This window comes from Polyangiaceae bacterium, from assembly GCA_020633205.1.
Taxonomy (GTDB): domain Bacteria; phylum Myxococcota_A; class Polyangia; order Polyangiales; family Polyangiaceae; genus JAHBVY01.
Window position 1 is genome coordinate 289,667 of the sequence record JACKEB010000016.1, and the last position, 22,126, is coordinate 311,792.

Here is a 22,126-nt window from a genome sequence, read left to right on the forward strand (position 1 = left end):
CATGAGTCAAGGTTCACGATTTCCAGGCTTCTACAAGCTTACCATCGACGAACGCCGGGAGCGTGTGTGTCAGGCCGCGGGCCTCGATCCCGCCGACCTCAGCCAAGCACTGACGAGCGGCGGCCTCGACCCGCACACCGCGGACAAGGTCGTCGAGAACGTGCTGGGGATCTACGGACTCCCTTTCGGCGTCGCGCTGAATGTGCGCGTAAACGGCAACGACCGCCTGGTGCCGATGGTGGTAGAGGAGCCCAGCGTCATCGCCGCGGCTTCTAACGCCGCGAAGATGATCCGTGCCGGCGGTGGCTTCGAAGCGAAGATGGCAGAGGACCTGATGATCAGTCAGGTGCAACTCTACGACGTCCCCGACCGCGCGGCTGCCGTGCGGAAGCTAGAAGCTCACAAGCAGGAGCTGTTGGAGCTCGCCGCGACTGCGGCAGGCGGGCTGATCGCCCGCGGCGGGGGGCCCAGGGAGATCGAGGTTCGCGATCTCGGACACGGCTGTGTGGTGCTGCACCTGCTCGTCGATTGTCGCGACGCGATGGGCGCCAACCTCGTCAACGGCATGGCCGAACAGATCGGGCCCCGCGCCGCCGAGCTTGCCAAAGGCAAGCTCGGCCTGCGCATCCTGAGCAACTTGTGCGATCGTCGCCGAGTGCATGTGCGCTGCAGGGTGCATGCAAAAGCGCTCACGCTGTCCCGCGGTGGCCACGTCGTGGTGCCGGGCGAAGAGGTGCTCGACGGTATCGTCCAAGCGTCACGCTTCGCTGAGCTGGATCCTTACCGCGCTGCAACCCACAACAAAGGCATCATGAACGGCGTGGACGCCGTGGTGCTCGCAACCGGGAATGATTTCCGCGCGGTAGAGGCGGGCGCTCACGCCTACGCCGCCCGAAGCGGTCGCTACGCGCCCCTGGCCGTGTGGCGCCGCGACGGCGAAGACCTGATCGGCGAGCTCGAAATGCCCCTCGCCCTGGGCATCGTGGGAGGCACGCTGCGTGTGCACCCAGTGGCGCGTACGGCACTGGCGCTCATGCGGGTCGAGTCAGCCGCGGAGCTGAGCCAAATCGCGGCGAGCGTCGGGCTCGCGTCCAACTTGGCAGCGCTGCGCGCGCTGGCAACCGAGGGCATCCAGCGTGGACACATGTCACTTCACGCCCGCAGCGTCGCAATCGCCGCTGGCGCCGCCGGCTCGGAGGTCGAGGCAGTGGCTCACGCCATCGCCGATGCTGGACAGATCAACGTCGAGGCCGCCGAGCGTGCCCTCGAGAGGATCCGCAACGCGTGAAGGCCCGCGGCGCCAAGCAGAGCGTTCGCCGCGCGTCGGCGCCGACATCACTCTTGCGCGCGGGCGGCGCGGTAGCGGTAGCCGCTTGGGCCATCCTCTCGGGTTGCTCTCCGTACGGAAGCGGTGTGACGCGCATCGTCGACGGGCGCACCCAGGAAGGGCGCTACATCCCCGTCACTGCTTACGCTGACTACGCGCTCGCTTCCTACCTTGAGGCTTCTGGAGAGCCTGAGCAGGCAGAGAATGCGTATATGCGTGCGCTGGCGGACGACCCGCGCAGTCCAGAAATGTGGACGCGCCTGGCAGCGCTGCGCTGCCGCCGTCAGCCGATGTCTGGCATGTCTGCCTTGGAGCGCGCATTCGCGCTGGCCCCCGAGTACGAACCGGCGTGGCGCGAAAAGGCCGCCTGCCATCTCGGAGCCAGGCAGCTCGATCAAGCCCAAGCTGCTGCGGAAAGAGCCGTCGCCCTCGATCCTGAACAGGAGCGCGCGACGCTGCTCCTCGCGCAAATCTACGAAGCTCGCGGGGAGAAGCAGCGTGCCCGTACTTGGCTCAACGCTTGGGTAGTGCTCCATCCAAGCTCCGATATCGGCTGGACGGCGTTCCTCGAACTCGCGGAGCGCGAAGGCAACGTGGTCGATCAACTGCGTGCCCATCGCGCCCTCCGGCTCCACCAAGACCCAATGCGCACCCCAGTCCTCACGGCTCCCCCCAGCGGGAAGGCGCCAGAGGACGCGCTGGACGTGGCAATCGGGAGAGACGACCTCGACGCTGCGCGGCGCGCCTGCCTCGCGCTGCACCTGCCAGCGGTAGAAGTCGCGATCCGCAGCTATCTGCGCGGAAACAAGAAGCTCGCGCGGGCCCAGGCAGAGCTAGTGCTTGGCGCCGACCCGAGCAACTCGGACGCGCGCGCCCTGCTGCTGCTGCTCGGCGATCAAGCTGCATCGAGTGAGCTGTGGGCGTCGCCCGATGCGTTGAGCCCACGGGTGCGCCAGCTGCTAGACGCCGAGCTAGCTCGCATCGCGGAGTGAACGACGCCCGCGACTCGCGTTTGGAAGTGAGCGCGCTGCGGCGCCGAGCGTCGAACCCAGAGGCACCTGGCGCGCCTCACCCCCAAATGCGCGGCAATCGAAAGCTCACTTCGACGCGCTAGGAGCTGCAGCCCCGGAAGGCGCTGAAGGGGCCGCGGAGCTCGAAGGAGCTGCTGAGGCTGAAGGCGCCGCGGCGGCAGCGCGATGCTGAATCACGAGTTCAACCTGCAGGGCCTCGCCCGCCTTGATCTCGACCTCTTTCCCCACGGATTCCATCGTGGGTGGCAGTAGGGCGTTGATCTTCACCTTGCCGACGGGGATCCCCTTGATCTCGAACGCGCCTCGCTCATCGGTCACGTCATGAGTCGGATACTGCAGCACGAACACAGCCGCAGTCGAAAACGGGTGAGAAGTATCGACGAGCTTGTAGCTCCTCGGGTGCTCCGGAGTGAGCGTGACGCCCTCGCGGTGAGGCGGAGCGACGAAGACCACACCCATGCGGTTCGGGCGCAGCTCGGGGATGTAGCTGAAGTCATCGCCGCTCTTGATCTCGAGCTGTTGGCCAAACGTCATCGCGATCGTCTGAGTGCCCCAAGAGCAGCCCTTGCCGACCACCTGCACCTTTTCTTGCTTCTCTGGCAGGTAGCCTTGGTAGCCAGTCACCGCGACCAACGCATCGACCAAGCCGCCCCCCTCAGCGACTCGGAACTGCTTGCCGTGAATCGCTCGCGCGGACTCGCACTTGGGCGTGAACTCAGCTTGGACATCCGCCGCCGCAGGTGGATCTCCAGCGACCCGCACGATGCCCTTCACACTCCCGGTGGGGCCCGCGTAAGGAGCGAGTCCTTTAGGATTCAAGGATTTCGCCAGGAGCGCGGGGTCCAGCCCACCCGGAGTATTGCTCGCGGCAGCGCTTGGGCTGGGACCGCTACTGCTCGAGTGATCGTCGCAACCGCTCAAGATCACAGCTGCTAGAAGTCCGATTGCCTGTGGAAAAACGCGCTGTGTGAAGGTGGGAGGGAAGCTCACTTCGTGTGGTCTCGTAGTAGGTGCGTCGGCTTATGAAAGTCGACTTGGTGTGCGGCTTACAACAGGACGGGGCGGCCTGTCTTCCCCGCCTTCTCCCCTTTCGTGCCCGGCCCAGGTGTTTGCCTCTGGGGCACGACGACCTCCCCTAACTTTGAAGCGTGCGTTGCTGGGGACGCAACGTAAGAAACATTGTTTCCGACGCGGAAGCTGAGTGATTTCGGCCGGATCCGCGGGCCGATACCGCCGGTGTTGGCCGATTTGAGTCGCCCCAGAGGAACGCAACAAAAATTTGCAGCCGTACGGTCGTGCATGGGTTTCCTGCCCTAGGTCGGTCGTGTAAGGTCGCTCGGCTCGCCAAACTGTCGAGAAAGGATCTTCGAGGAAATGAACACTCGCCGAGACACATTGGTCGTTGCCCTGTTGGTGATGGGCAGCTTGCTTGCTTGCAAGAAGAAGGAAACCCCTGCCCCCGTCGCCACCGAGGACCCGGTGGCCACCACCACCGCCACCGCGACGGCCACGGCCGCGCCGGCCGCCGACAAGACCTTCAAGGTCGGCGAGGAAGCCACTCAGCTGGACTACAAGATCAAGGTCAGCGAAGTGAAGGAGTGCAAGGCGCGCTACTACGAGAAGTCTTCGTTGAAGAAGGCGGGTCACCGTCTGGTCGGCGTGGAGATGACCATCGAGTCGATCAGCGACAAGCAGTTCACGCCCGGTACCTACAACATGAAGATCGTCGACGACGAGGGGCTGACCTACAAGTACAGCTTCCGCGGCACCTGTGAGCCCCGCTTGCAGAGCGGATCGCTGAACAAGGGTGAGAAGGCCAAGGGTTGGGTCACCTTCGAGGTGGGCGACAAGGCCAAGGGTCTGAAGTTCGCTTACGACCACCTGTCGATCCTGGGTCCGAAGCAGAACGTCAAGTTCGAGCTCGGCGACGTCGCCTCCAAGTGAGCCAGGGCGTCGGGGCGGGGTAACCCGCCGCTGACAGAGAACGGGCCGCGAGCAATCGAGGCCCGTTTCGTTTTGTGCGTCGTCCAGCGAGTCCCCTGCATTTGGCCCATGGCGGGCGCAGGCCGCTCGCATAAGCTCCGGCGGCTCGCCATGCCGTTTCGAAAAGGAGCGTCGAGCAATGAAGACCCACAGAGACACATTGGTCCTTTCCCTACTGGTGATGGGGAGCCTCCTTGCTTGCAAGAAGAAGGAAGCCCCCGTCGTAACCGAAGATCCAATCGCGACTTCGACTGCAACCACTCCCGACACGCCCGCGCCTGCCGCCGACAACACGTTCAAGCTGGGCGAAGAAGCGACGCAGCTCGAGTACAAGATCAAGGTGACCGAGGCCAAGGAGTGCAAGCCTCGCTACTACGAGAAGGCGCAGCTCAAGAAAGCGGGGCATCGCCTGATCGCCGTTGAGATGATCTTCGAAGCGATCGCGGATCAGCCCGTCACGCCGGCGACCTACAACATGAAGATCGTCGACGACGAGGGCCTCACCTACAAGTACAGCTACATGGGTAGCTGCGAGCCTCGTTTACAGAGCGGTAGCTTGAACAAGGGTGAGAAAGCCAAGGGCTGGGTTACCTTCGAGGTTGGCGAAAACGCGAAGGGTCTGAAGTTCGCCTACGATCACTTCGCCATCCTGGGACCGAAACAGAACGTGAAGTTCGACATCGGCGAAGTCGCGGCAGCCAAATAACCCTGAACTTTTCCGCTGCCCGCGGCCAATGCTAGAGGTTCTTGCAGAGCCATGAGCATCCCCGGCACACACACGAGCGCGCGTCCGAATCGGGCGCGCGCGTTGTTTTGTGTGGCGCTACTGCTGGGCCTAGTGGGCTGCAAGCGCGAGGCCGAAGCGGATGCAGTTGAACCCCCGCCGGACGCGGGCACGGAGACGAAACTTGCTGCCACGAGCTCGGCGGCGGCAAACGATGTCGGGGGCAAACCGCGCGGAATCGGCCAGGTCGCTCACGCTCCCAGCTACGAGATGGTGTTGCTCGGCGCGAAGACTTGTCCGCCCCCCGCGTGGCACCACATCAAGGCTGGCTACACGCGCCTTGGCGTGGAGGTCGAGCTGCGAGGTAAGTCGAAGTCTCAGCGCGTGCCGGCCAACCCGTTTTATGCGCGCCTGGTGGATCCCGAGGGAAAAGCCTATCGCCCGGTGTTCGGCGGTTGCGAACCGGATCTACGGCACACGCCCCTCGGGGTTGACGACAGCGTGCGCGCCTACATCACCTTCGAGATCCCAGAGGCCACGGGTCGCCTCCAGCTCCGCTATGACCCGCAACTGAAGAGCCCCGAAGCGTTGGAGTTCGACCTCGGCGTGTCGCCCGCTACCGCCGACTCCGCCAAGCCCTGAGCTTCGCCGAGGGCATCAAAGCGAACGAGCCGCCTCCGATGTAGGGGCGGCTCGAGCTGCTTTGGGGTTTGGGGGGGAGAGTGAACTCCCTGCACTCAACTCAAGGAGAGACTGCTCCGAGCGCCATCGCGAGGGGTGTGCCTGGAGCGATGCCCAGCGCGAGCACCAAGAAGCCCGCGATCACGAGCGCACCCGTCACCAAACCGGAGCGCATCGGCACCGCGAGGGGTGCACCGGGCGCCGGCTCACGGAAGTACATGAACACGATCACGCGCAGGTAGTAGTAGGCGCCGAGCAAGCTGTTCAACAGGCCCAACACTGCCAGCAGATAGAGTTCGCTCCCCATTGCCGCGCGGAAGATGTAGAGCTTGCCGAAGAAGCCAGCAGTCGGCGGCATGCCAGCCAACGACAGCAGGAAAACCGTGAACGCCAGCGCAGCCGCCGGATGGCGCTTACCAAGGCCCGCCAGATCTTCGTAGCTCACCGCCTCTGCGCCGCGGCTACCACACAGGATCAGCGCGCCGAACGCACCGGCCGTCGAGACCGTGTAGGTCAAGAGGTAGAACATCACGCTCGCCTGGCCTTCCGCCGGAGCGCGCATGGTGGCAACCAAACCGACGAGCACGTAACCCGCGTGGGCAATCGAGGAGTACGCGAGCATGCGCTTCACGGACTCCTGCCGGCCGGCAATCACGTTCGCGACGGTCATCGTCAGGATGGCGAGGAACGCCAGCACCGGCGGCCAGCCCGTGCCCCAGCTCATCAGGCGCTCGTCGCCAAAGCTGGTGAGCAACACGCGCATCATCACCGCGAACGCCGCGGTCTTCACAGCCACGGCCATGAACGTCGTGGCCGGCGTGGGGGCGCCTTCGTAGGCGTCGGGGGTCCACATGTGGAATGGCACGGCGCTCACCTTGAAGGCGAGACCGGCCAGGTTCAGCACCAAGCCGAGCACCACGAGTGCGGCGTTCACCTTGCTGTCTGGCTGGCCAATGCTCGCAACGGCTTCACCGATCCCCTTGAGGTCGGTGTGCCCCGTCGCACCGTAGAGCAGCGCTGCGCCGAAGAGCATGAGCGCGGCAGCGAAACTCCCGAGCAGGAAGTACTTCAGCGACGCCTCGGCAGCGCGAGGGCTGCCACGACGTAGACCGATGAGGGCGTACACGCCGAGGCTCATCGTCTCGAGTCCGATGAACAGGCTCAGCAGGTCACCCGAGGCCGCGAGCACCTGAGCGCCGAACGTCGCCAGGATCACCAGTGGGAAAAACTCGCCGCGGTCGATGTTGTGCTCGGGCAGGTAGCCCCCAGCGAGCAACGCCGCGAATGCGCCACCCAGGCAGAGCACGAAGCTCATGAAGAGCGCCACGCGGTCCATGACGAGCCACGGCTCGAGCAGCTTGAGTTCGGGCAGGTTCTGAGGCCCAACCATCCACACGGCGACGCTCAGCACAGCGCCCGCGAATAGAATCACCGCGGCGCCGAGGCCCAGCTCGCCACTGCGGCCAGCTCCAGCGTCGACGATGTGCTCAGTGCCATGCAGCTCTTTGTCGACCTGCGGCTTGCCGAACGCCTCAGCGAGCATCAGGAGCAGCGCGCCGAAGCCGACCGCCAGAAGCGGGGAGAGAGGGAACAGCAGATTCATTGTGCGCTCTCCTTGTCGAGCGCGGCAGTCGCGCCCTCAGGAGCCTCAGTTTGTTTCTTCGGATCCTCGGGGTAACCCGAACTCAACGCTCCCGAAAGCCGCGGCAGCAGCACAGCGCGGTCGGGGTTCGTGTCCATCGCGTTGCGGAACTCCCGAGTGGAGTCCATGAAGCGGGCGGTCACGCCTGCGACGCTTGGTTTCATCACGTCCAGGAACAAATTCGGGAACAGGCCCAGCACGAACACCATGGCGATGAGCGGTGCGAGCACCACTGTCTCGCGGATGTTCAGATCCTTGAGGTTCTTGTTCTTGGGATTCGACAGCGGACCAAAGAAGGTCTTCTGCACCATGCTGAGCATGTACACCGCAGCCAAGATGACGCCGAAGGCGGCGAGGCCACCTTGGAGCTTGCCGTGGCTGCCGAGGACGCTGGAGGTGAACGAACCCATGATCACCATGAACTCGCCCACGAAGCCGTTGGTGCCCGGAACGCCGATGCTCGACATCGTGATCAGCACGAAGCACGCGGTGTAGATCGGCATCACCTTCGCAAGGCCACCGAACTCGCTGACCAAGCGCGTGTGGCGGCGGTCGTAGATCACGCCGACCAAGATGAAGAGCGCGCCGGTCGAGATGCCGTGGTTCACCATCTGAAGCACGCCACCGGCGATGCCGGCCTCAGTTGCGGTAAACAGGCCAAGCATCACAAAGCCCAGGTGCGCCACCGAGGAGTAGGCAATCAGCTTTTTGATGTCGCTCTGTTTCCAGGCAACCAGCGCGGCGTACAGGATGCCGCCGCCGATCGCCACGCCCGCCAGGTTCGCTGCGGCGGCATACGCCGGCCCGGCAAACATCCCCATGCAGAAGCGAATGTAGGCGTAGGTCCCGAGCTTCAACAGCACCGCGGCCAGAATCACGGAGCCGCCCGTTGGCGCCTGGACGTGAGCGTCTGGAAGCCACGTGTGCAGCGGGAACATCGGGACCTTGATCAAGAAGGCCAAGGCGAACGCCGCGAAGCACAGGTAGGCGGCGGTCTGGGGCAACACCAGACGGCTGAGCGCCAGGTAGTCGAAGGTCACGTAGCCAGCGACCTGCTCGTGAGTCCAGACCATGTACAGAATGGCGGCGAGCATCAGCAAGCTGCCGGCCATGGTGTAGAGGAAGAACTTGTAGGAAGCCTTGATCTTCTCAACGCCACCCCAGATGCCGATGAGGATCAGCATCGGCACCAGCATCAGCTCCCAGAACACGTAGAACAGGAACAGGTCGAGGCTGACGAACGCGCCGAGCATCGCGCCGTGCAGCAGCAGCAAGCTGAAGCACAGGTCCTTGGTGCGTTTCTTCAGGGAACCGAAGCTCGCGTACGCGGCGAGCGGCGTGGTGAAGGTCGATAGGATGACCAGCCAGATGCTGATGCCGTCGACCGCCACGTGGTAGCGGATACCAAATCCAGGGAGCCACTCTCGCACATACTGGAAGTGCCAGCCGTCGGTCATCGGCACCTTGAGGAGCCAGAGCGAAGCCACGAAATCCAGGCCGAGGATGACCATCGTCACGCGTCGCAAGAGCTCGGGCGACTGCCTGGGCATGAACAGGATCGCGACCGCACCGACAATCGGCAGGAAGACGATCAAGTTGAGCAGCTGATCCCACTCCATGGGGGGCGCTGCCGCGGTCTCGACGGCCTTCTCGGGCCACATCGAGGAGATGAAGGCTGCTGCGAGGAGCCCGACAATGCCCAACGCGAAGCGCTCGAACTTCGACTCGCGACGCGGAATCAACGCGCCAACGGCGAAGGCGGCGGCGTAGGGCCACGCCTGGACCAAAGAGCTTGAAAGCGAGTTCACTGCGTGTCTCCCTGCGGAGCCGGATGGCCAGGCGGCATCACGATATGCGGGCGGCCTTGCGCGTCCTGTTGAATCACCATGTTGGCGGGCGCTGAACCAGGCGGCCGATCGTCCTTGGGACGGGTGACCTCGTACTCCCAGCTCGAGTGATGCCCGAACGCATCTTGCACTTCGAGGCGGACAGTGCGCGCAGCGCCCCGATCCAAATTGAAGCTGGTTGTGCGCTGGGTGCCGAACTCCTCACCGCCGTCGTACTGGAAGTCCCCTTCCCCTTGCTTGCTGCTCCAGCGATAGGAGTAGCCAAGGCCGGGTGCCGCTTCCACGCGGTAGCTACCGGTGCGGTGGTTCTCGAATGGCTTTGCCGAGGCGTGAGGCGTCAGCATGAACCAGCCAAGGCACGCGGTGCCGGCCACCATCGCGGCGGCGTAAGCTTGCACACGCCCTGTCTGGGCGTAGCGCAGCACGGTTCCGGTGACTTGCACGATGCCAGCCGTGAGCCTGGCCACGATGCCGTCGACGATCCACTTGTCAGCCCAGGTGAAGAACTCCGCGAGAGCGTCCACAGCGCCGATGAAGGTCTCTTCGTAGAACTCGTCGACCCACCACTTGTTCATCAGGAAGCGATGCACACCGGGAGCCTTCTCCGCGAGCTGCGCGGCGGGTTCGCCCCCCTTCGAGATGTAGAAGAACCAAGCCAGCCCGACGCCGGCCACTCCGACCAGCACTCCGGGCACGGCCAGGGTCAACATCATGTGGTGATCCGGGTCGATGCTCTTCACGCCGGTGGAGGCGAGCTTGAACACCGGTTCGAGCCAGTGCTCGAGAGCGTGCATGTGGAGCAACGGGGCGTTCAGGAAGCCAGCGACCGCCGCCAGACCCGCCAGGATGACCAGCGGAGTGGTCATCTGCCAGGGCGATTCGTGGGGCGTGGGCCCCTCTCGAGGCTCTTCGGGATCGAACGCGTGGTGATCGTGTTCGTCGTGGTGGTCGTCCCCGTGAGCGTCGTGCGCGTGGGGGTCGACCCAATTCTTCACGATCTTCCAGCCCTTGAATTCTCCGTGGAAAATCCGGAAGTAGAGGCGGAACATGTAGAACGCCGTCATCACAGCGCCCAACAAGCCCATGCCGTAGATCGCCTTGCCAGCCCAAGCTGGCCACTGAGCGAGCTCTGGATAAGCCGCGCGGACCGAGTCCGGCGCCGTCACCCCTTGGGTGTACGCCATGTAGAGGATCTCGTCCTTGGACCAGAAACCGGCGAGGGGCGGGATGCCCGCGATCGCGATGCAGCTGATCAGGAAGGTCCAGTGGGTCAGGGGCATGAACGCCTTCATGCCGCCCATGTTCCGCATGTCCTGGCTTGCGTCCGTGTCATGGATCCGCGCGTGCATCGCGTGGATCACCGAACCCGCACCGAGGAACAAACACGCCTTGAAGAAGGCGTGGGTCATCACGTGGAAGAACCCCGCGGTGAAAGCACCGACGCCGGTACCGATGAACATGTACCCAAGCTGGCTGACGGTTGAGTACGCCAGCACCTTCTTGATGTCGTTCTGTACCAGCGCGATGGTCGCTGCGAGCAATGCGGTGAACGCGCCCACGAGGGCGATCACCAACATCGCCGTCGGCGCCATCACGAACACTCCCGACATGCGGCACATCAGGTAGACACCTGCGGTCACCATCGTCGCGGCGTGAATCAGCGCGGAGACCGGGGTCGGGCCCGCCATGGCGTCCGGTAGCCAGACGTACAACGGGAACTGGGCGCTCTTGCCGGCGCAGCCCAAGAACAGGAATAACGCGACCAGCGTGGAGCGGTCGGCGTAACGGGGCTGGCTCAACCAGTCGCCCAGGTAGTGAGCCAGCGGAACGTCGTTACCAAGCGGCCAGATCTGGGTCTTGCCAGCCAGGCCGGCCGCTCCAGCATCGATACCAGCCCAGTCGAGTGCGCCGGTGTAGCTGAGCAATAGGCCCATCGCACAGAGCAGGCCGAAGTCGCCGATACGGTTCGCGATGAACGCCTTCTTGCCCGCCGCCGCGTTTGCATCCTCGTGGAACCAGAATCCAATCAGGAGGTAGCTGCAGAGGCCGACGCCTTCCCAACCCACGAACAGGATTGGCAGGCTATCGCCCAAGATCAAAACCAGCATCGAGAAGATGAACAGGTTCAGATAGGCGAAGAAGCGGTAGTACCCAGGGTCTTCCTCCATGTACTTCGAGGAGTACAAGTGGATGAGGAAGCCGACGCCGGTCACGATCAAGCTCATCGTGGAGTTCAGCGCGTCGAGGCTGAACTTCACCGACAGAGTCGGTCGGGCATTGGGCGTGCTCAGGGATAGCCACTCCCACGCGGTCCAGCTGAAGCGAACCGCGTGCTCCTCATGCCCCTGCGCGGTGCGCAGCATGAAGAAGGCGGTCACCGCCGCGATGAAGGCACCCCCCACGGCGCTGAGCGCCATCAGCGTCACGCCCTGACGGCCGAGACGCTTGCCGAAGACGCCGTTGATGAAGGCACCAATCAGCGGCAGGCCAAGAATGACCGCGAGCAGCGTGAAATCTGTGTCCGGGAAAACAACTTGCAGCGTGTGCATGGTCTCGAGTTGCCCGTCTAGTGGCGCAGAGCGTCTGCCTCGTCACTCTGGACGGAGGAGCGCAAGCGGTAGAAAGCGATGACGATCGCCAGGCCGACGGCGGCTTCAGCTGCCGCGACGGCGATCACGAAGAAGGCGAAAACGTTGCCGGTCATGTTGCCGACGTGGACGCGGTTGTAAGCAACCAGCGCGAGATTGACTGAGTTGAGCATCAGCTCGATGCACATCAACTGAACCAGCACGTTCCTACGCACCAAGAACCCAACGGCGCCGATCGAGAAGATCAGCCCCGAGAGCATGACGTAGTGCTCGAGTACGTTTCCGAGCAGATTCAATGTGCACCGTCCTTCCGGACTCCAGTGTCGACCTGAGCGGCCACGTCCCGGGGGTGAGCCGGGCCACCGAAGTACTTGCCCTTGGGTAGGGCACGAGGCTTGTCGATTCGCACAGCCTTGCCGCGCGCGATAGCGATGGCGCCGATGGCCGCGGCGATGAGCAGCGCGGTAGCGAGCTCGAAAGGCACGATGCCCTGGGTGAAGAGCTGGCCGCCCACTGCCTCGACGTCACCGTGGCCGGGCATGACCTTGGCGAACACCGTCGGGGTCGGTCCGCCCTTGGCCAGAAGAAACAGCGCGCCCGCAGCGAGCAACGCCATCAGCCCACCAGCGAACGCGCGGGAGATTTGCGCCTTGCCGGCTTCGACATCGGTTCGCGCGTCGGGGCCAAGCACCATGATCACGAACACGAACAAGACGACGACGGCCCCCGCGTACACCATCAGCTGGATTGCCGCGAGGAACTGCGCATCCAGCTTCAGGAACAGGCCCGCGATGCCCAAGATCGTCGCCAAGAGCCCGACGGCGCTGCGAATCGGATTGTGCGAGGTGACCGTGCCTAGAGCGCCCACGAGGGCCACCAGGGCGCACACCACGAAGAAGAGATTTCCAGCCATAGGTGACTCCGTTCGGCTTCCCTACTCCGCCGCCCGGCGGTCGGTCGCGAGCCAGCCGAGTTCACCGGTCTGGTTCTTTCCACCGGTCTGCACGTAGTCCTCGAAGTGCTTTCGGAACTTGCGGATGAAGGCCAGCATGGGGGTGGCAGCACCGTCGCCGAACGCGCAGATGGTGTTGCCCGTGATGTTCGAGGCGATCTCGTGCACCCGATCGAGTTCTTCCATCGTGGCGGTGCCTTGCACCACCTTGTCGAAGATGCGCTCGAGCCAACCGCAGCCTTCGCGGCAGGGCGTGCACTGACCACAAGACTCGTGCTTGTAGAAGTGAATCAGGTTCTGGCAGGCCAACACCGGGTCGGCGCGATCGCTCAGCACGATGGCGCAGCAAGTGCCGAGCATGTTCCCCGTGCGGCGGTAGGTGTCGACGCCCATCGGCAGGTCTAGGACGCTCTTGCCGTTGTACGCAGCGAAGCGCTCGTCGCCTTCGATGTTGACGATCTCGTCCTCCAGCATGATTGGGCAGCTGGATCCGCCGGGAATCACACCGAGCAACGGGCGGTCGTCCAGCATGCCGCCGCCCAGGTCGAAAATGAGTTCACGCAACGTGAGGCCCACGGCGGCTTCGTAGACGCCCGGCTTCTTCACGTGGCCGCTGACCCCAAACAACCGCGCCCCGCCATCGTTGAAGGCGTGAAGCTCGCTGAGCTTGGAGAAGGTGTCACCACCCACCTCGAAGACCGACGGCATGATGGCGATGGTCTCCACGTTGTTCACCGTGGAGGGCATGCCAAACACGCCGTACTGCGCAGGGAACGGAGGCTTCAGGCGAGGCTCACCGCGCCGACCCTCGAGAGAGTTGATGAGCGCGGTCTCTTCTCCGCAGATGTAAGCGCCTGCGCCCGTGTGGACGTAGACCTGCATCGCGTAGTCTTTACCGAAGGGCTTTTCCCCGAGGTAACCCTTGGCGCGGGCCTCCTCGATAGCGGCCCAGAGCCGCGCCTTGGACAAGTGCAGCTCGTCGCGCACGTAGATATACGCCGCGTGAGCGCCGATGCCGTAGCCGGCGATGATGCACCCCTCGATCAACGCGTGAGGGTTCATCTCCATGATCGTGCGGTCTTTGAAGGTACCAGGCTCCCCTTCGTCCGCGTTGACGACCAGGTAGTGAGGCTTGTCCCCCGGCGGAGGCATGAAGCTCCACTTGGTGCCAGCGTCGAAGCCTGCGCCGCCGCGGCCGCGGATGTGCGCAGCCTTCGCCTCTTCGATGACTTGCTCGCGAGTCATCGAGAGCGCTTTACGCGCGCTCTTGTAGCCCCCGCCTTGCTCGTACATCTCGAGCTTCCAGCTGTCGGGCTTCCCGTAGTTCTTGGACAGGTACTGCGTCTGCTTCAGCATCCGGACCTCAACCCTCGTACATCAGGCGGTCGAGGATTCGGTCGACCTGCTCGATGCTGAGGTTCTCGTAGTAGTCCTTGTCGACCTGCATCATCGGCGCGGTGCCGCATGAAGCGAGGCACTCGGCGGTGCGCAGGGTGACGCGGCCGTCTTTAGTCGTTTCTCCGCAGCGCACACCAAGCTTCTTTTCGCAGTGCGCGAGAATTTGGTCGGAGCCTCGTAGCGCGCAGGAAAGCGTGCGGCAGACCCACACCTGGTGCTTGCCGGGTTTGTGCTGGTTGAAGAGCGTATAGAAGGTGACGACGCCTTTGACGTGCGCCGCCGACAGCTCGAGCCGTTCTGCGACGAACTGGATGACGTCTTCGTTCACCCAGTTCTCGTTGGCTTCCTGGCACAAGTGCAGCGTGGGAATGCACGCCGCCATCTTGTTTGGGTAGCGCTCGAGAATGCTCTTCAGCTGGCGCTCCTGCTCCTCGTTCAGGGCGAATGCCATGACTTGTTCAATCCTGTGTAGTCGATGGGGTTGGCCAAGGACTGGTGCTGCGCCTGGCGCCCGCCGCCTCGGGGTGGGTTCTGGGGAGTTTGGTGCGCGCCAACGAGCGCGACCGGACAGACAAAACTGGCTTGAAAGACAGTCCCTGTGGCCAGGGCGAGCGCACCGTAGTGAGGTGCCAAGTCGGGTGTCAAGAGCGCTCTAGACGGGCTAAGTCAGCGAGACGCACGGCCAAACCCAGGGCTGTCTCGAGCCGTTGCTTACTCGGGGAGGAATCGAGTGGCCATGCCGCCTTCAGCCTCCCCGTAGCCGGGCCGGGTCAGCGTCCGGTTTCGCCACGAAGTGGGCTGACTCGGGGGCGGCACGAATCGGCTCTGCGGAAACGTGCGTGGGGAGCCCCAGCAACTTCCGCTCGAAACGCAACGCTGTGGGCTTGAGTCTCGGGCACTTAGCCGTGTAGGCTGGCGCCCTCGCTGAACCAGCGACAATGGAGGTAGGGCCGAGTGTTTTGTCCGAACTGTGGGACGCAGAACGAGGATAGTGCGAATAGCTGCGTCAAGTGCGGTTTCAACTTGAAGGGCTCTGCGGCGCCCAAGTTCAAGGGCACCATGCTGATGATGAATGCCCCCACCATCCCCAAGCCCGGGGAAGGGGCAGCACCACCAGCACCGGGAGGAGCTCCAGCGGCTCCGAAGCCCAAGCTAAAGGGCACGATGCTCGGCGTTGCGCCGCCGTCGGCCGGTGGCGTCGCGCCGCCTGACGCTCCAGCCCCCGCTGCACCTCCGCCACCAGCTCCCCCCGCACCGGAACCTCCGGGTGGTGGCGTGAATCCGCTGGGTGGAACGATGGTCGCGGACATGAGCCCCGTGGGTGATATCCCCGCTCCGCCCGCGCCTCCGATGCCAGATGCTGGTGGTGGCTTCCCGCCGCCCGGCGGTGATCCGATGGGCCCGCCGCCCGGTGCTCCAATGGGTGGACCGCCGCCGGGTGCACCGATGGGTGGACCGCCAGACATGGGTGGACCTCCTCCGGGTGCGCCGATGGGTGGACCGCCACCAGGTGGACCGCCGCCTGGTGCACCAATGGGCGGTGCACCAATGGGCGGTGCGCCGATGGGTGGACCGCCGCCAGGTGGACCGATGGGAGGAGCGCCGATGGGTGCGCCGCCGCCTGGTGCGCCGATGGGTGGACCTCCCATGGGCGGACCGATGGCTGGCCCAGTGGGTGGCGCGATGGCCGGCATGAATCAGATGGCCGGTGGCGACGACATCAAGAAGCAGGCTCAGACCTGGCTGATCTTGTCGATCGTTACCTTCTTCTGCGGCTGTGGTCTGCTCGCCGCTGCTCCTGCGTTCTTCGCTTGGAAGGCGAAGCAAGCGGCTGAAGCAGGAGACGTCCAGGAGTTCCAGTCGAAGATCAAGATCGCAAAGATCCTGACCATCCTCGGTTTCGTCTGGTTCGTCGTGATTGTGATCCTCCAGATCGTCTTGCAAGTGATGGCCAGCTAACCAATCGCGCCAACCCAACCCAACGCGCGGGCTCCTTCGAGCCCGCGCGTTTCGTTTGTGCTCCTGCACTTGGTGAAACCCGTGTGCGCTTTGAAAGAGGCTCGAGAGCGCTCTGGTTTTGTGCGCCTCGAGTTGCCCGAGCGACCGTTCGGCGGTACTCGAGTCGAAGTGCAGGTCGCAACGGGGACAACGGGGACAGCCGCTCAACCGAGCAATGAGCGTTCGATCAGGGACTGGGTGCTGCGCATCCTGCTCTGGGCGCTCGTGGTGGGTCCGCTCTTCTTCAGTCTGTTCACCGACTTCGTCGCCTGCCCTTCGGCGCGCATGTTCAATCAGCCCTGCCCTGGCTGCGGCCTGACCCGCGCCACCATGGCGGCGCTGCACGGGCACCTCGGTGAGGCCTTCCACATGCACCCGCTGTTTTTCCTCGCGGCACCGTTCAACGCGCTCGCGCTGATCTACGGCAGCTGGCTCTTGCTCGCGCCCAAGCGCTTTCAGCCGTCAAACGAGAAGCTCTTCTCCGCGGGCAAGCGCATCGGTCAAGCCTATATCGTGATCTCGATCCTGCTCACCGTGCTCTGGGTGGCGCGCTTCTTCGGTGCGTTCGGCGGACCCGTGCCAGTCGGCGCCAAGGCCGCTCAAGAGTGGCACCAGTCCGGTGAGGCGCTCTGAAACTGCGGCGCTCTAAAGCTGCAGCGCCGTGAGACGGCAGCGCGTCAAGCCACAGCGCCTATCTCGAAACCGAGCGGCTCAGACGTTGAAGCGGAAGTGGATCACGTCGCCATCGCGCACGACGTACTCCTTGCCTTCGATCGCGAGCTTGCCAGCGTCACGGCACTTGGCTTCCGACCCATACTTGATCAGGTCCTCCCACCAAATCACCTCGGCCTTGATGAAGCCTCGCTGAAAATCGCTGTGGATGGCCCCGGCGCACTCGGGCGCCGTTGAGCCTTTCCGCACGGTCCATGCACGGCACTCCTTCTCACCGGCGGTGAGGAAGGTCAGCAAACCGAGCAGCTCGTACCCCGTGCGAATCACCGAGTTCAGGCCCGGCTCCTTGAGCCCGACGCTCTCGAGGAACTCTGGTCGATCAGCGGGCTCGAGCTCCGCGATTTGCTCCTCGAGCTGCGCGCAAATCGGGATCACCTTCGCGCCCTCGGCCTCGGCGTAAGCCTTGAGCTTCATGAGGTGCGGGTTCGCGTCGAGATCAGCGAGGGAGCCTTCGTCCACGTTGGCCACGTAGAACACTGGCTTGCTCGTCAAGAGCTGCATATCCCTGAGGATATTGTTCTCGGTCTCGCCGTCGACCTTGAAGGAGCGCGCCGGCTTCCCTTCGTCCAGATGCTTGGCGAGCGCCTCGCACACCACGATGGCCGCCTTCTCTACGGCGTCGCCACCCTTGCTCTGACGGCGAGCGCGATCGAGGCGCTTGTTCACCGTGTCCATGTCCTTGAGCGCCAGTTCCGTGTGGATCGTCTCGATGTCGTCTACGGGGCTCACCTTGCCCTCGACGTGCACGACGTTCTCGTCTTCGAAGCAACGCACCACGTGGGCAACCGCGTCGACCTCGCGGATATGCGACAAGAACTGGTTGCCGAGGCCCTCACCCTTGGAGGCGCCACGCACCAAGCCAGCGATGTCCACGAACTGAATCGTGGTCGGCACTTCGCGCTGTGTCTTGTAGACCACGCTCAGCTGCTTCAGGCGCTCGTCGGGGACTGGCACCACGCCGACGTTCGGCTCGATGGTGCAGAACGCGTAGTTCGCCGCCTCCGCCTTGGCGGTGCTGAGGGAGTTGAAGAGAGTGCTCTTACCGACGTTCGGCAGGCCAACGATGCCGCAAGAAAAGCCCATGGGGGCGGGGCTCTACACCCGAGGCGCAGCCAAGTCGAGCACCGGCTGACCGGCAGCGCGCCTCCCCCCCGAAAAACTCGAGAGAACTCGCGGCAGCTCCACGTCGGCGAGCCTCAGCCGGCGTTGCTCGAGTGGCCTTGCGGCGCGCGTTGGGAGTCGCCGTGCGCTGATCCCCAATGCGCTGTGGGTGACGAACGCGTGCGGAGTCAGACTCCAGAATCCCGCGCTTGCTTCTCCGCTCTGCGCGCTCGAGCGAGGCTGGTTTTGGGGGTGAGGTCCTACGGTTTCCACTGAAGCTCGAGCGGGTTTCCGCCCTGGTCTCGCTTGCGCGCTGTGATACGGTCTCACGCCCGGGCCACTACGGAGCCCGACTACATAGTTGGCTCGCGACGCGGGCCCTGCGTGTCAGCGAGGAGAACAGCCATGGACATGTCGTTCACCCCCGAACAGGAGGCATTCCGCAGCGAAGTGCGCGAGTGGATTGCCCAGGCGATGCCGCCCCACATCGCGACCAAAGCGAACAACGACGGTGCGTTCTCGAACGCCGAAGTGATGGAGTGGCACAAGGTGCTCGCCGCCAAGGGCTGGGTGGCGCCCCACTGGCCCAAGGAGTTCGGCGGCCCAGGCTTCGACGCGACTCAGCGCTTCATCTTTGGCCAAGAGATGGAGCTCGCTGGCACCCCGCAGCTCTCGCCGTTCGGCCTTTCGATGGTAGGCCCGCTCATCATGCAGTTCGGTAACGACGCGCAGAAGCAGCGCTTCTTGCCGAAGATCTTGAGCGGTGAAGAGGTGTGGTGTCAGGGCTACTCCGAGCCCAACGCTGGCAGCGACCTGGCTTCGCTGAAAACCCGCGCGGAAAAAAACGCGGCGGGCAACTACGTGCTCAACGGGCAGAAGACCTGGACCACGTACGCGCAGTACGCCGACTGGATCTTCGTGCTCGCGCGCACCAACCCCGACGTGAAGCAGCAGGCGGGTATCAGCTTCTTCCTGGTAGACATGAAGACGCCGGGTCTCACCGTGAAGCCGTTCCTCACCACCGGTGGCACGCCGGCCTTCTGCGAGACCTGGTTCGAGAACGTCGAGGTCCCCAAGGAGAACCTGATCGGCCAGGAAAACATGGGCTGGACGTACGCCAAGGCGCTGCTCGGTCACGAGCGCACCCTGGTGAGCGGCGTGGGCATCAGCGCCCGCACACTGCTCCGCACGAAGCGCCTGGCGAAGGAAATCCAGAAGGACGGCAGGCCGCTCCTCGAGGATCCGGGTTTCCGCGCGAAAATTGCACGCTCGGAGATCAAGCTCGAAGCACTCCGCATGACCGTGCTCCGCTCACTGGCGAGCGCTCAGCTCGGCCACGCACCAGGCCCCGAGAGCTCCATCCTCAAGCTGCGCGGCACTGACCTCCAGCAAGAGACGGTCGACCTGTTGATGGAGGTGCTGGGCCACGACAGCCTCACCTGGTTCAACCCGGAAGGCACCGTGAACCCCCGCGGCGAGTCCGCACCGAGCATCTTCAACTACGTGCGCGCCGCGACCATCTACGCCGGCTCCAACGAGATCCAGAAGAACATCATCGCCAAGATGATCCTTGGCCTACCGAGCGCCTGAGGGAAACTGACCATGAACTTCGATCTGAATGACGACCAGAAGCTCCTCGTCGGTACCGTCGCGGACTTCTGCAAGAAGGAATCCACCGTGGAGCGCATGCGCAAGCTGCGTGAGACGGAGCTTGGCTATGCCAAGGAAACCTGGGCCAAGATGGGTGAGCTCGGCTGGCTCAGCGTGCTCTTCCCGGAGGAAATGGGCGGCCTTGGCGGCAGCTTCACCGACGCCGCGCTGATCATCGAGCAGCTCGGCACGACGCTGGTGCCGGAGCCCTACATCGCCTCCGTGGTGCTCGCTGGATTGGCGATCCGTCACTCCGTCAGCGACGAAGAAGGCGCGGAGCTCCTCGCCTCCTTGATCGATGGCTCCGAGGTGTTCGCCCTGGCGTACACTGAAGCTCAGAGCCGCCACGACGTGACCAACGTCACCACTCGTGCGGAAAAGAGCGGCGCTGGCTACAAGCTGACGGGCAAGAAGCGCTGGGTGCTCGCGGGCCATGGCGCGGACAAGCTGGTGGTCAGCGCGCGCACCTCCGGTGAGACGCGGGACCGCGAAGGCGTCTCGCTTTTCCTGGTGGACGCGAATGCGAGCGGCGTGAAGCGCACCCGCGTTGACATGATGGACGGCCACAAAGCCGCGATGATCGACTTCGAGGGCGCGGAAGCGCGTCTCCTCGGGGAAGCAGGCAAGGCAGCCGCCGTGCTCGAGCAGGTCATGGACTACGGCGCGGCCGCCGTCTGCGCCGAAGGCGCCGGCATCATGCAGACCGTGCTCGGCATGACTCGCAACTACCTGTGTGAGCGCGAGCAATTCGGCACCAAAATTGGCACCTTCCAGGCGCTGCAACACCGCACCGTCGATATGTTCGTGGAGACGCAGCTCGCCAAGAGCAGCGCCATCATGGCGATGATCAAGGCGGACGACGCGGATCCCGCTGAGCGCGCCCGCGCCATCAGCGCCGCCAAGTGCCAGCTCGCCCTGAGCGGCGGCTTCGTAGTGCGCCAAGGCACGCAGCTCCACGGCGGCATCGGCGTCACCGACGAGCACGACATCGGGCTCTACTTCAAGCGCATGCACAGCCTGCTCACGCTGTTCGGTGACGAGGAGTTCCACACCCAGCGCTACGCCAGCTCCGAGGCCTTCACCGCGCACGTGTGAGAGCAGAGACGTCGAGAACCGAGCGCCGGTGCCCGACGGGGGCCGGCGCTCTGCGTTTTTGTAGGCATTTTTCGATACTTCGTAACCCGCCGCTTGCCGGACGCGAATTTTCGGGCTCGCGTGACGCCCTGCGTCTAGACTCAGCGCGTCATGAGTGGCTACGACACTGAAGCACTTACCGAAGGTCAGCTGGGCGCGCTGATCGAGATCATGTTCCTGGCGGCCTTCGCCGACGGCGAGTTCAGCGCTCAGGAGCAGGCGAATTTCCGCGAGGTAGTGAGCCGCTTGGGCGACTCGCGGCTGACCAGCGACGCGCTGAGTGGCCTCATGCTGCGCGCCGCGGTGCAGCTCGAGCGTGAAGGTCGCGCCGCACGCCTCGCCGCCGCACGCACGGAGCTACAGGATCAAGACGCGCGTCGCATCGCCCTCGCCCTGGCCGCGGACGTCGCCGGAGCCGACGGCATCGAGAGCCGCGAGCGTGAGCAGCTGAAGGAAACCGCCAAGGCGCTCGAAATCAGCGACTCCGAGCTGGCGCGCCTCGTCGGCCAAGCCTGAGCAGATCAACGATATTGCCGCGGGCCAAAGCGCCCTCGAGCCAACGTCACTCGAGTGCAGCGCAGAAGCGCTCGATCACCGCTGCGCTCTCGGGTGTGTCGCGTGCATCGGCGAGGATCTGCTCGCCGTTCAGCCCCTCTTGCTCCAGCGCAGCCATGCGCGCGCTGATGTAGTCCCGCATCACGTCGCCATCGACCTCGGGGTGAAACTGCACGCCCCAAATCCGAGGCGCGAACTCCACGGCAGCGAACGGCTCCAAATCCGTGGTCGCGAGGATCTTCGCTTGGGGTGGCAGCTCCACGATGGAATCGAGGTGCGTCATGTTGGCCATGAGCTGCCCCTCGGGGAGCAGGGGGTGAGGCGCGCTCACTCGCACTTCGACACTCCCAATCTCCCGTCCGCGCGGGTTGCGGTCCACACGGCCTCCCAAGGCCTCACCGAGCATCTGGTGCCCGAAGCAAATCCCGAGAATGGGCGTGCCGGCATCGGTCAGCGAACGCAACCACTCGAGCCCACGCAGCATCCACGGCTCCTGATCCGTCAAGTGCGCCGCTGAGCCGGTCACGATCACGCCCGCGAGTTCTTCAGGTGCCGGGAGTGTTGCACCGCCGGGGAGATCGACGTCGAGCCACTCGCCTCCCCAGGCCCCTCGCGCCTGCTCGCGGATGAGCTTGGTGAAGCCACCGCGACGCTGTTCGGTATGAGGTAACGGGGCACCTGTGATCAGTACGGCGAGCCTTCCCACACACGCACTCATGGCTCAGGGGTGCGGTGATGTCCAGCCCACAGGTGCCAGCAGACAAACGCGCTGTTCCCGCACAG

Annotated in this window: 20 protein-coding genes; 10 read left to right on the top strand and 10 right to left on the bottom strand. The window is 64.3% G+C overall.

What is annotated here, in order from left to right; genetic code table 11:
- The first annotated feature begins 1 nt into the window (after position 1).
- Positions 2-1,288 carry a hydroxymethylglutaryl-CoA reductase, degradative gene (locus H6718_25865; GenBank protein MCB9588865.1) on the top strand — a complete coding sequence of 429 codons (1,287 nt, stop codon included), beginning with the start codon at positions 2-4 and terminating at the stop codon, positions 1,286-1,288.
- Complete coding sequence (locus tag H6718_25870) at positions 1,285-2,319, top strand: tetratricopeptide repeat protein (protein MCB9588866.1); 1,035 nt, start codon at positions 1,285-1,287, stop codon at positions 2,317-2,319. Before H6718_25865 ends, H6718_25870 begins: the two co-directional genes overlap by 4 nt.
- A gap of 105 nt (positions 2,320-2,424) precedes the next feature.
- Here the strand turns inward: H6718_25870 and H6718_25875 are convergent, their stop codons facing one another.
- Positions 2,425-3,348 carry a hypothetical protein gene (locus H6718_25875; GenBank protein MCB9588867.1) on the bottom strand — a complete coding sequence of 308 codons (924 nt, stop codon included), beginning with the start codon at positions 3,346-3,348 and terminating at the stop codon, positions 2,425-2,427.
- Between the two features lie 384 nt (positions 3,349-3,732).
- On the opposite strand from H6718_25875, the gene H6718_25880 reads away from it, so the two are divergent.
- The 3 genes from H6718_25880 to H6718_25890 all read left to right on the top strand — a co-directional run bounded on the left by H6718_25880 (position 3,733) and on the right by H6718_25890 (position 5,707).
- On the top strand, positions 3,733-4,302 hold the full coding sequence (locus H6718_25880) for a DUF4352 domain-containing protein (protein ID MCB9588868.1): 570 nt from the start codon (positions 3,733-3,735) through the stop codon (positions 4,300-4,302).
- A gap of 178 nt (positions 4,303-4,480) precedes the next feature.
- On the top strand, positions 4,481-5,047 hold the full coding sequence (locus tag H6718_25885; GenBank protein ID MCB9588869.1) for a DUF4352 domain-containing protein: 567 nt from the start codon (positions 4,481-4,483) through the stop codon (positions 5,045-5,047).
- 51 nt (positions 5,048-5,098) lie between these two features.
- Complete coding sequence (locus H6718_25890; protein ID MCB9588870.1) at positions 5,099-5,707, top strand: DUF4352 domain-containing protein; 609 nt, start codon at positions 5,099-5,101, stop codon at positions 5,705-5,707.
- A 100-nt stretch (positions 5,708-5,807) separates the two neighbouring features.
- Here H6718_25890 and H6718_25895 read toward each other — a convergent pair whose 3' ends face one another.
- Genes H6718_25895 through H6718_25925 form a run of 7 tightly spaced genes read right to left on the bottom strand, consistent with a single transcriptional unit; the run spans position 5,808 to position 14,624 of the window.
- Positions 5,808-7,349 carry an NADH-quinone oxidoreductase subunit N gene (locus tag H6718_25895; GenBank protein MCB9588871.1) on the bottom strand — a complete coding sequence of 514 codons (1,542 nt, stop codon included), beginning with the start codon at positions 7,347-7,349 and terminating at the stop codon, positions 5,808-5,810.
- Entirely contained in the window at positions 7,346-9,175 is a 1,830-nt protein-coding gene (locus tag H6718_25900; GenBank protein ID MCB9588872.1) for an NADH-quinone oxidoreductase subunit M, read from the bottom strand. The genes H6718_25895 and H6718_25900 overlap by 4 nt, the downstream gene beginning before the upstream one ends.
- A 17-nt stretch (positions 9,176-9,192) precedes the next feature.
- Complete coding sequence (gene nuoL, locus H6718_25905; protein MCB9588873.1) at positions 9,193-11,784, bottom strand: NADH-quinone oxidoreductase subunit L; 2,592 nt, start codon at positions 11,782-11,784, stop codon at positions 9,193-9,195.
- 17 nt (positions 11,785-11,801) lie between these two features.
- Complete coding sequence (gene nuoK / locus H6718_25910; GenBank protein MCB9588874.1) at positions 11,802-12,083, bottom strand: NADH-quinone oxidoreductase subunit NuoK; 282 nt, start codon at positions 12,081-12,083, stop codon at positions 11,802-11,804.
- A gap of 32 nt (positions 12,084-12,115) precedes the next feature.
- Positions 12,116-12,736 carry an NADH-quinone oxidoreductase subunit J gene (locus H6718_25915; protein ID MCB9588875.1) on the bottom strand — a complete coding sequence of 207 codons (621 nt, stop codon included), beginning with the start codon at positions 12,734-12,736 and terminating at the stop codon, positions 12,116-12,118.
- A gap of 21 nt (positions 12,737-12,757) precedes the next feature.
- Positions 12,758-14,131: an NADH-quinone oxidoreductase subunit NuoF gene (gene nuoF / locus H6718_25920; protein MCB9588876.1), complete on the bottom strand. Its 1,374-nt coding sequence runs from the start codon at positions 14,129-14,131 to the stop codon at positions 12,758-12,760.
- A gap of 7 nt (positions 14,132-14,138) precedes the next feature.
- On the bottom strand, positions 14,139-14,624 hold the full coding sequence (locus H6718_25925) for an NAD(P)H-dependent oxidoreductase subunit E (protein MCB9588877.1): 486 nt from the start codon (positions 14,622-14,624) through the stop codon (positions 14,139-14,141).
- 503 nt (positions 14,625-15,127) lie between these two features.
- On the opposite strand from H6718_25925, the gene H6718_25930 reads away from it, so the two are divergent.
- Complete coding sequence (locus tag H6718_25930) at positions 15,128-16,132, top strand: zinc ribbon domain-containing protein (GenBank protein MCB9588878.1); 1,005 nt, start codon at positions 15,128-15,130, stop codon at positions 16,130-16,132.
- Positions 16,133-16,456: 324 nt separating this feature from the next.
- Positions 16,457-16,804, top strand: coding sequence for a DUF2752 domain-containing protein (locus tag H6718_25935; protein ID MCB9588879.1), 348 nt, complete (start codon positions 16,457-16,459; stop codon positions 16,802-16,804).
- A gap of 78 nt (positions 16,805-16,882) precedes the next feature.
- Here H6718_25935 and ychF read toward each other — a convergent pair whose 3' ends face one another.
- Positions 16,883-17,986, bottom strand: a complete 1,104-nt coding sequence (ychF, locus tag H6718_25940) for a redox-regulated ATPase YchF (GenBank protein MCB9588880.1) — start codon at positions 17,984-17,986, stop codon at positions 16,883-16,885.
- 423 nt (positions 17,987-18,409) lie between these two features.
- Here ychF and H6718_25945 point away from each other — a divergent pair, with 423 nt between their 5' ends.
- From H6718_25945 to H6718_25955, 3 genes are all read left to right on the top strand, one after another.
- Complete coding sequence (locus tag H6718_25945; GenBank protein MCB9588881.1) at positions 18,410-19,594, top strand: acyl-CoA dehydrogenase family protein; 1,185 nt, start codon at positions 18,410-18,412, stop codon at positions 19,592-19,594.
- A gap of 12 nt (positions 19,595-19,606) precedes the next feature.
- Complete coding sequence (locus H6718_25950; protein MCB9588882.1) at positions 19,607-20,749, top strand: acyl-CoA dehydrogenase family protein; 1,143 nt, start codon at positions 19,607-19,609, stop codon at positions 20,747-20,749.
- A 150-nt stretch (positions 20,750-20,899) separates the two neighbouring features.
- Positions 20,900-21,304: a TerB family tellurite resistance protein gene (locus tag H6718_25955; GenBank protein ID MCB9588883.1), complete on the top strand. Its 405-nt coding sequence runs from the start codon at positions 20,900-20,902 to the stop codon at positions 21,302-21,304.
- A 46-nt stretch (positions 21,305-21,350) separates the two neighbouring features.
- Here the strand turns inward: H6718_25955 and H6718_25960 are convergent, their stop codons facing one another.
- Positions 21,351-22,061, bottom strand: a complete 711-nt coding sequence (locus H6718_25960; protein MCB9588884.1) for a glutamine amidotransferase — start codon at positions 22,059-22,061, stop codon at positions 21,351-21,353.
- Between the last annotated feature and the right edge of the window lie 65 nt (positions 22,062-22,126).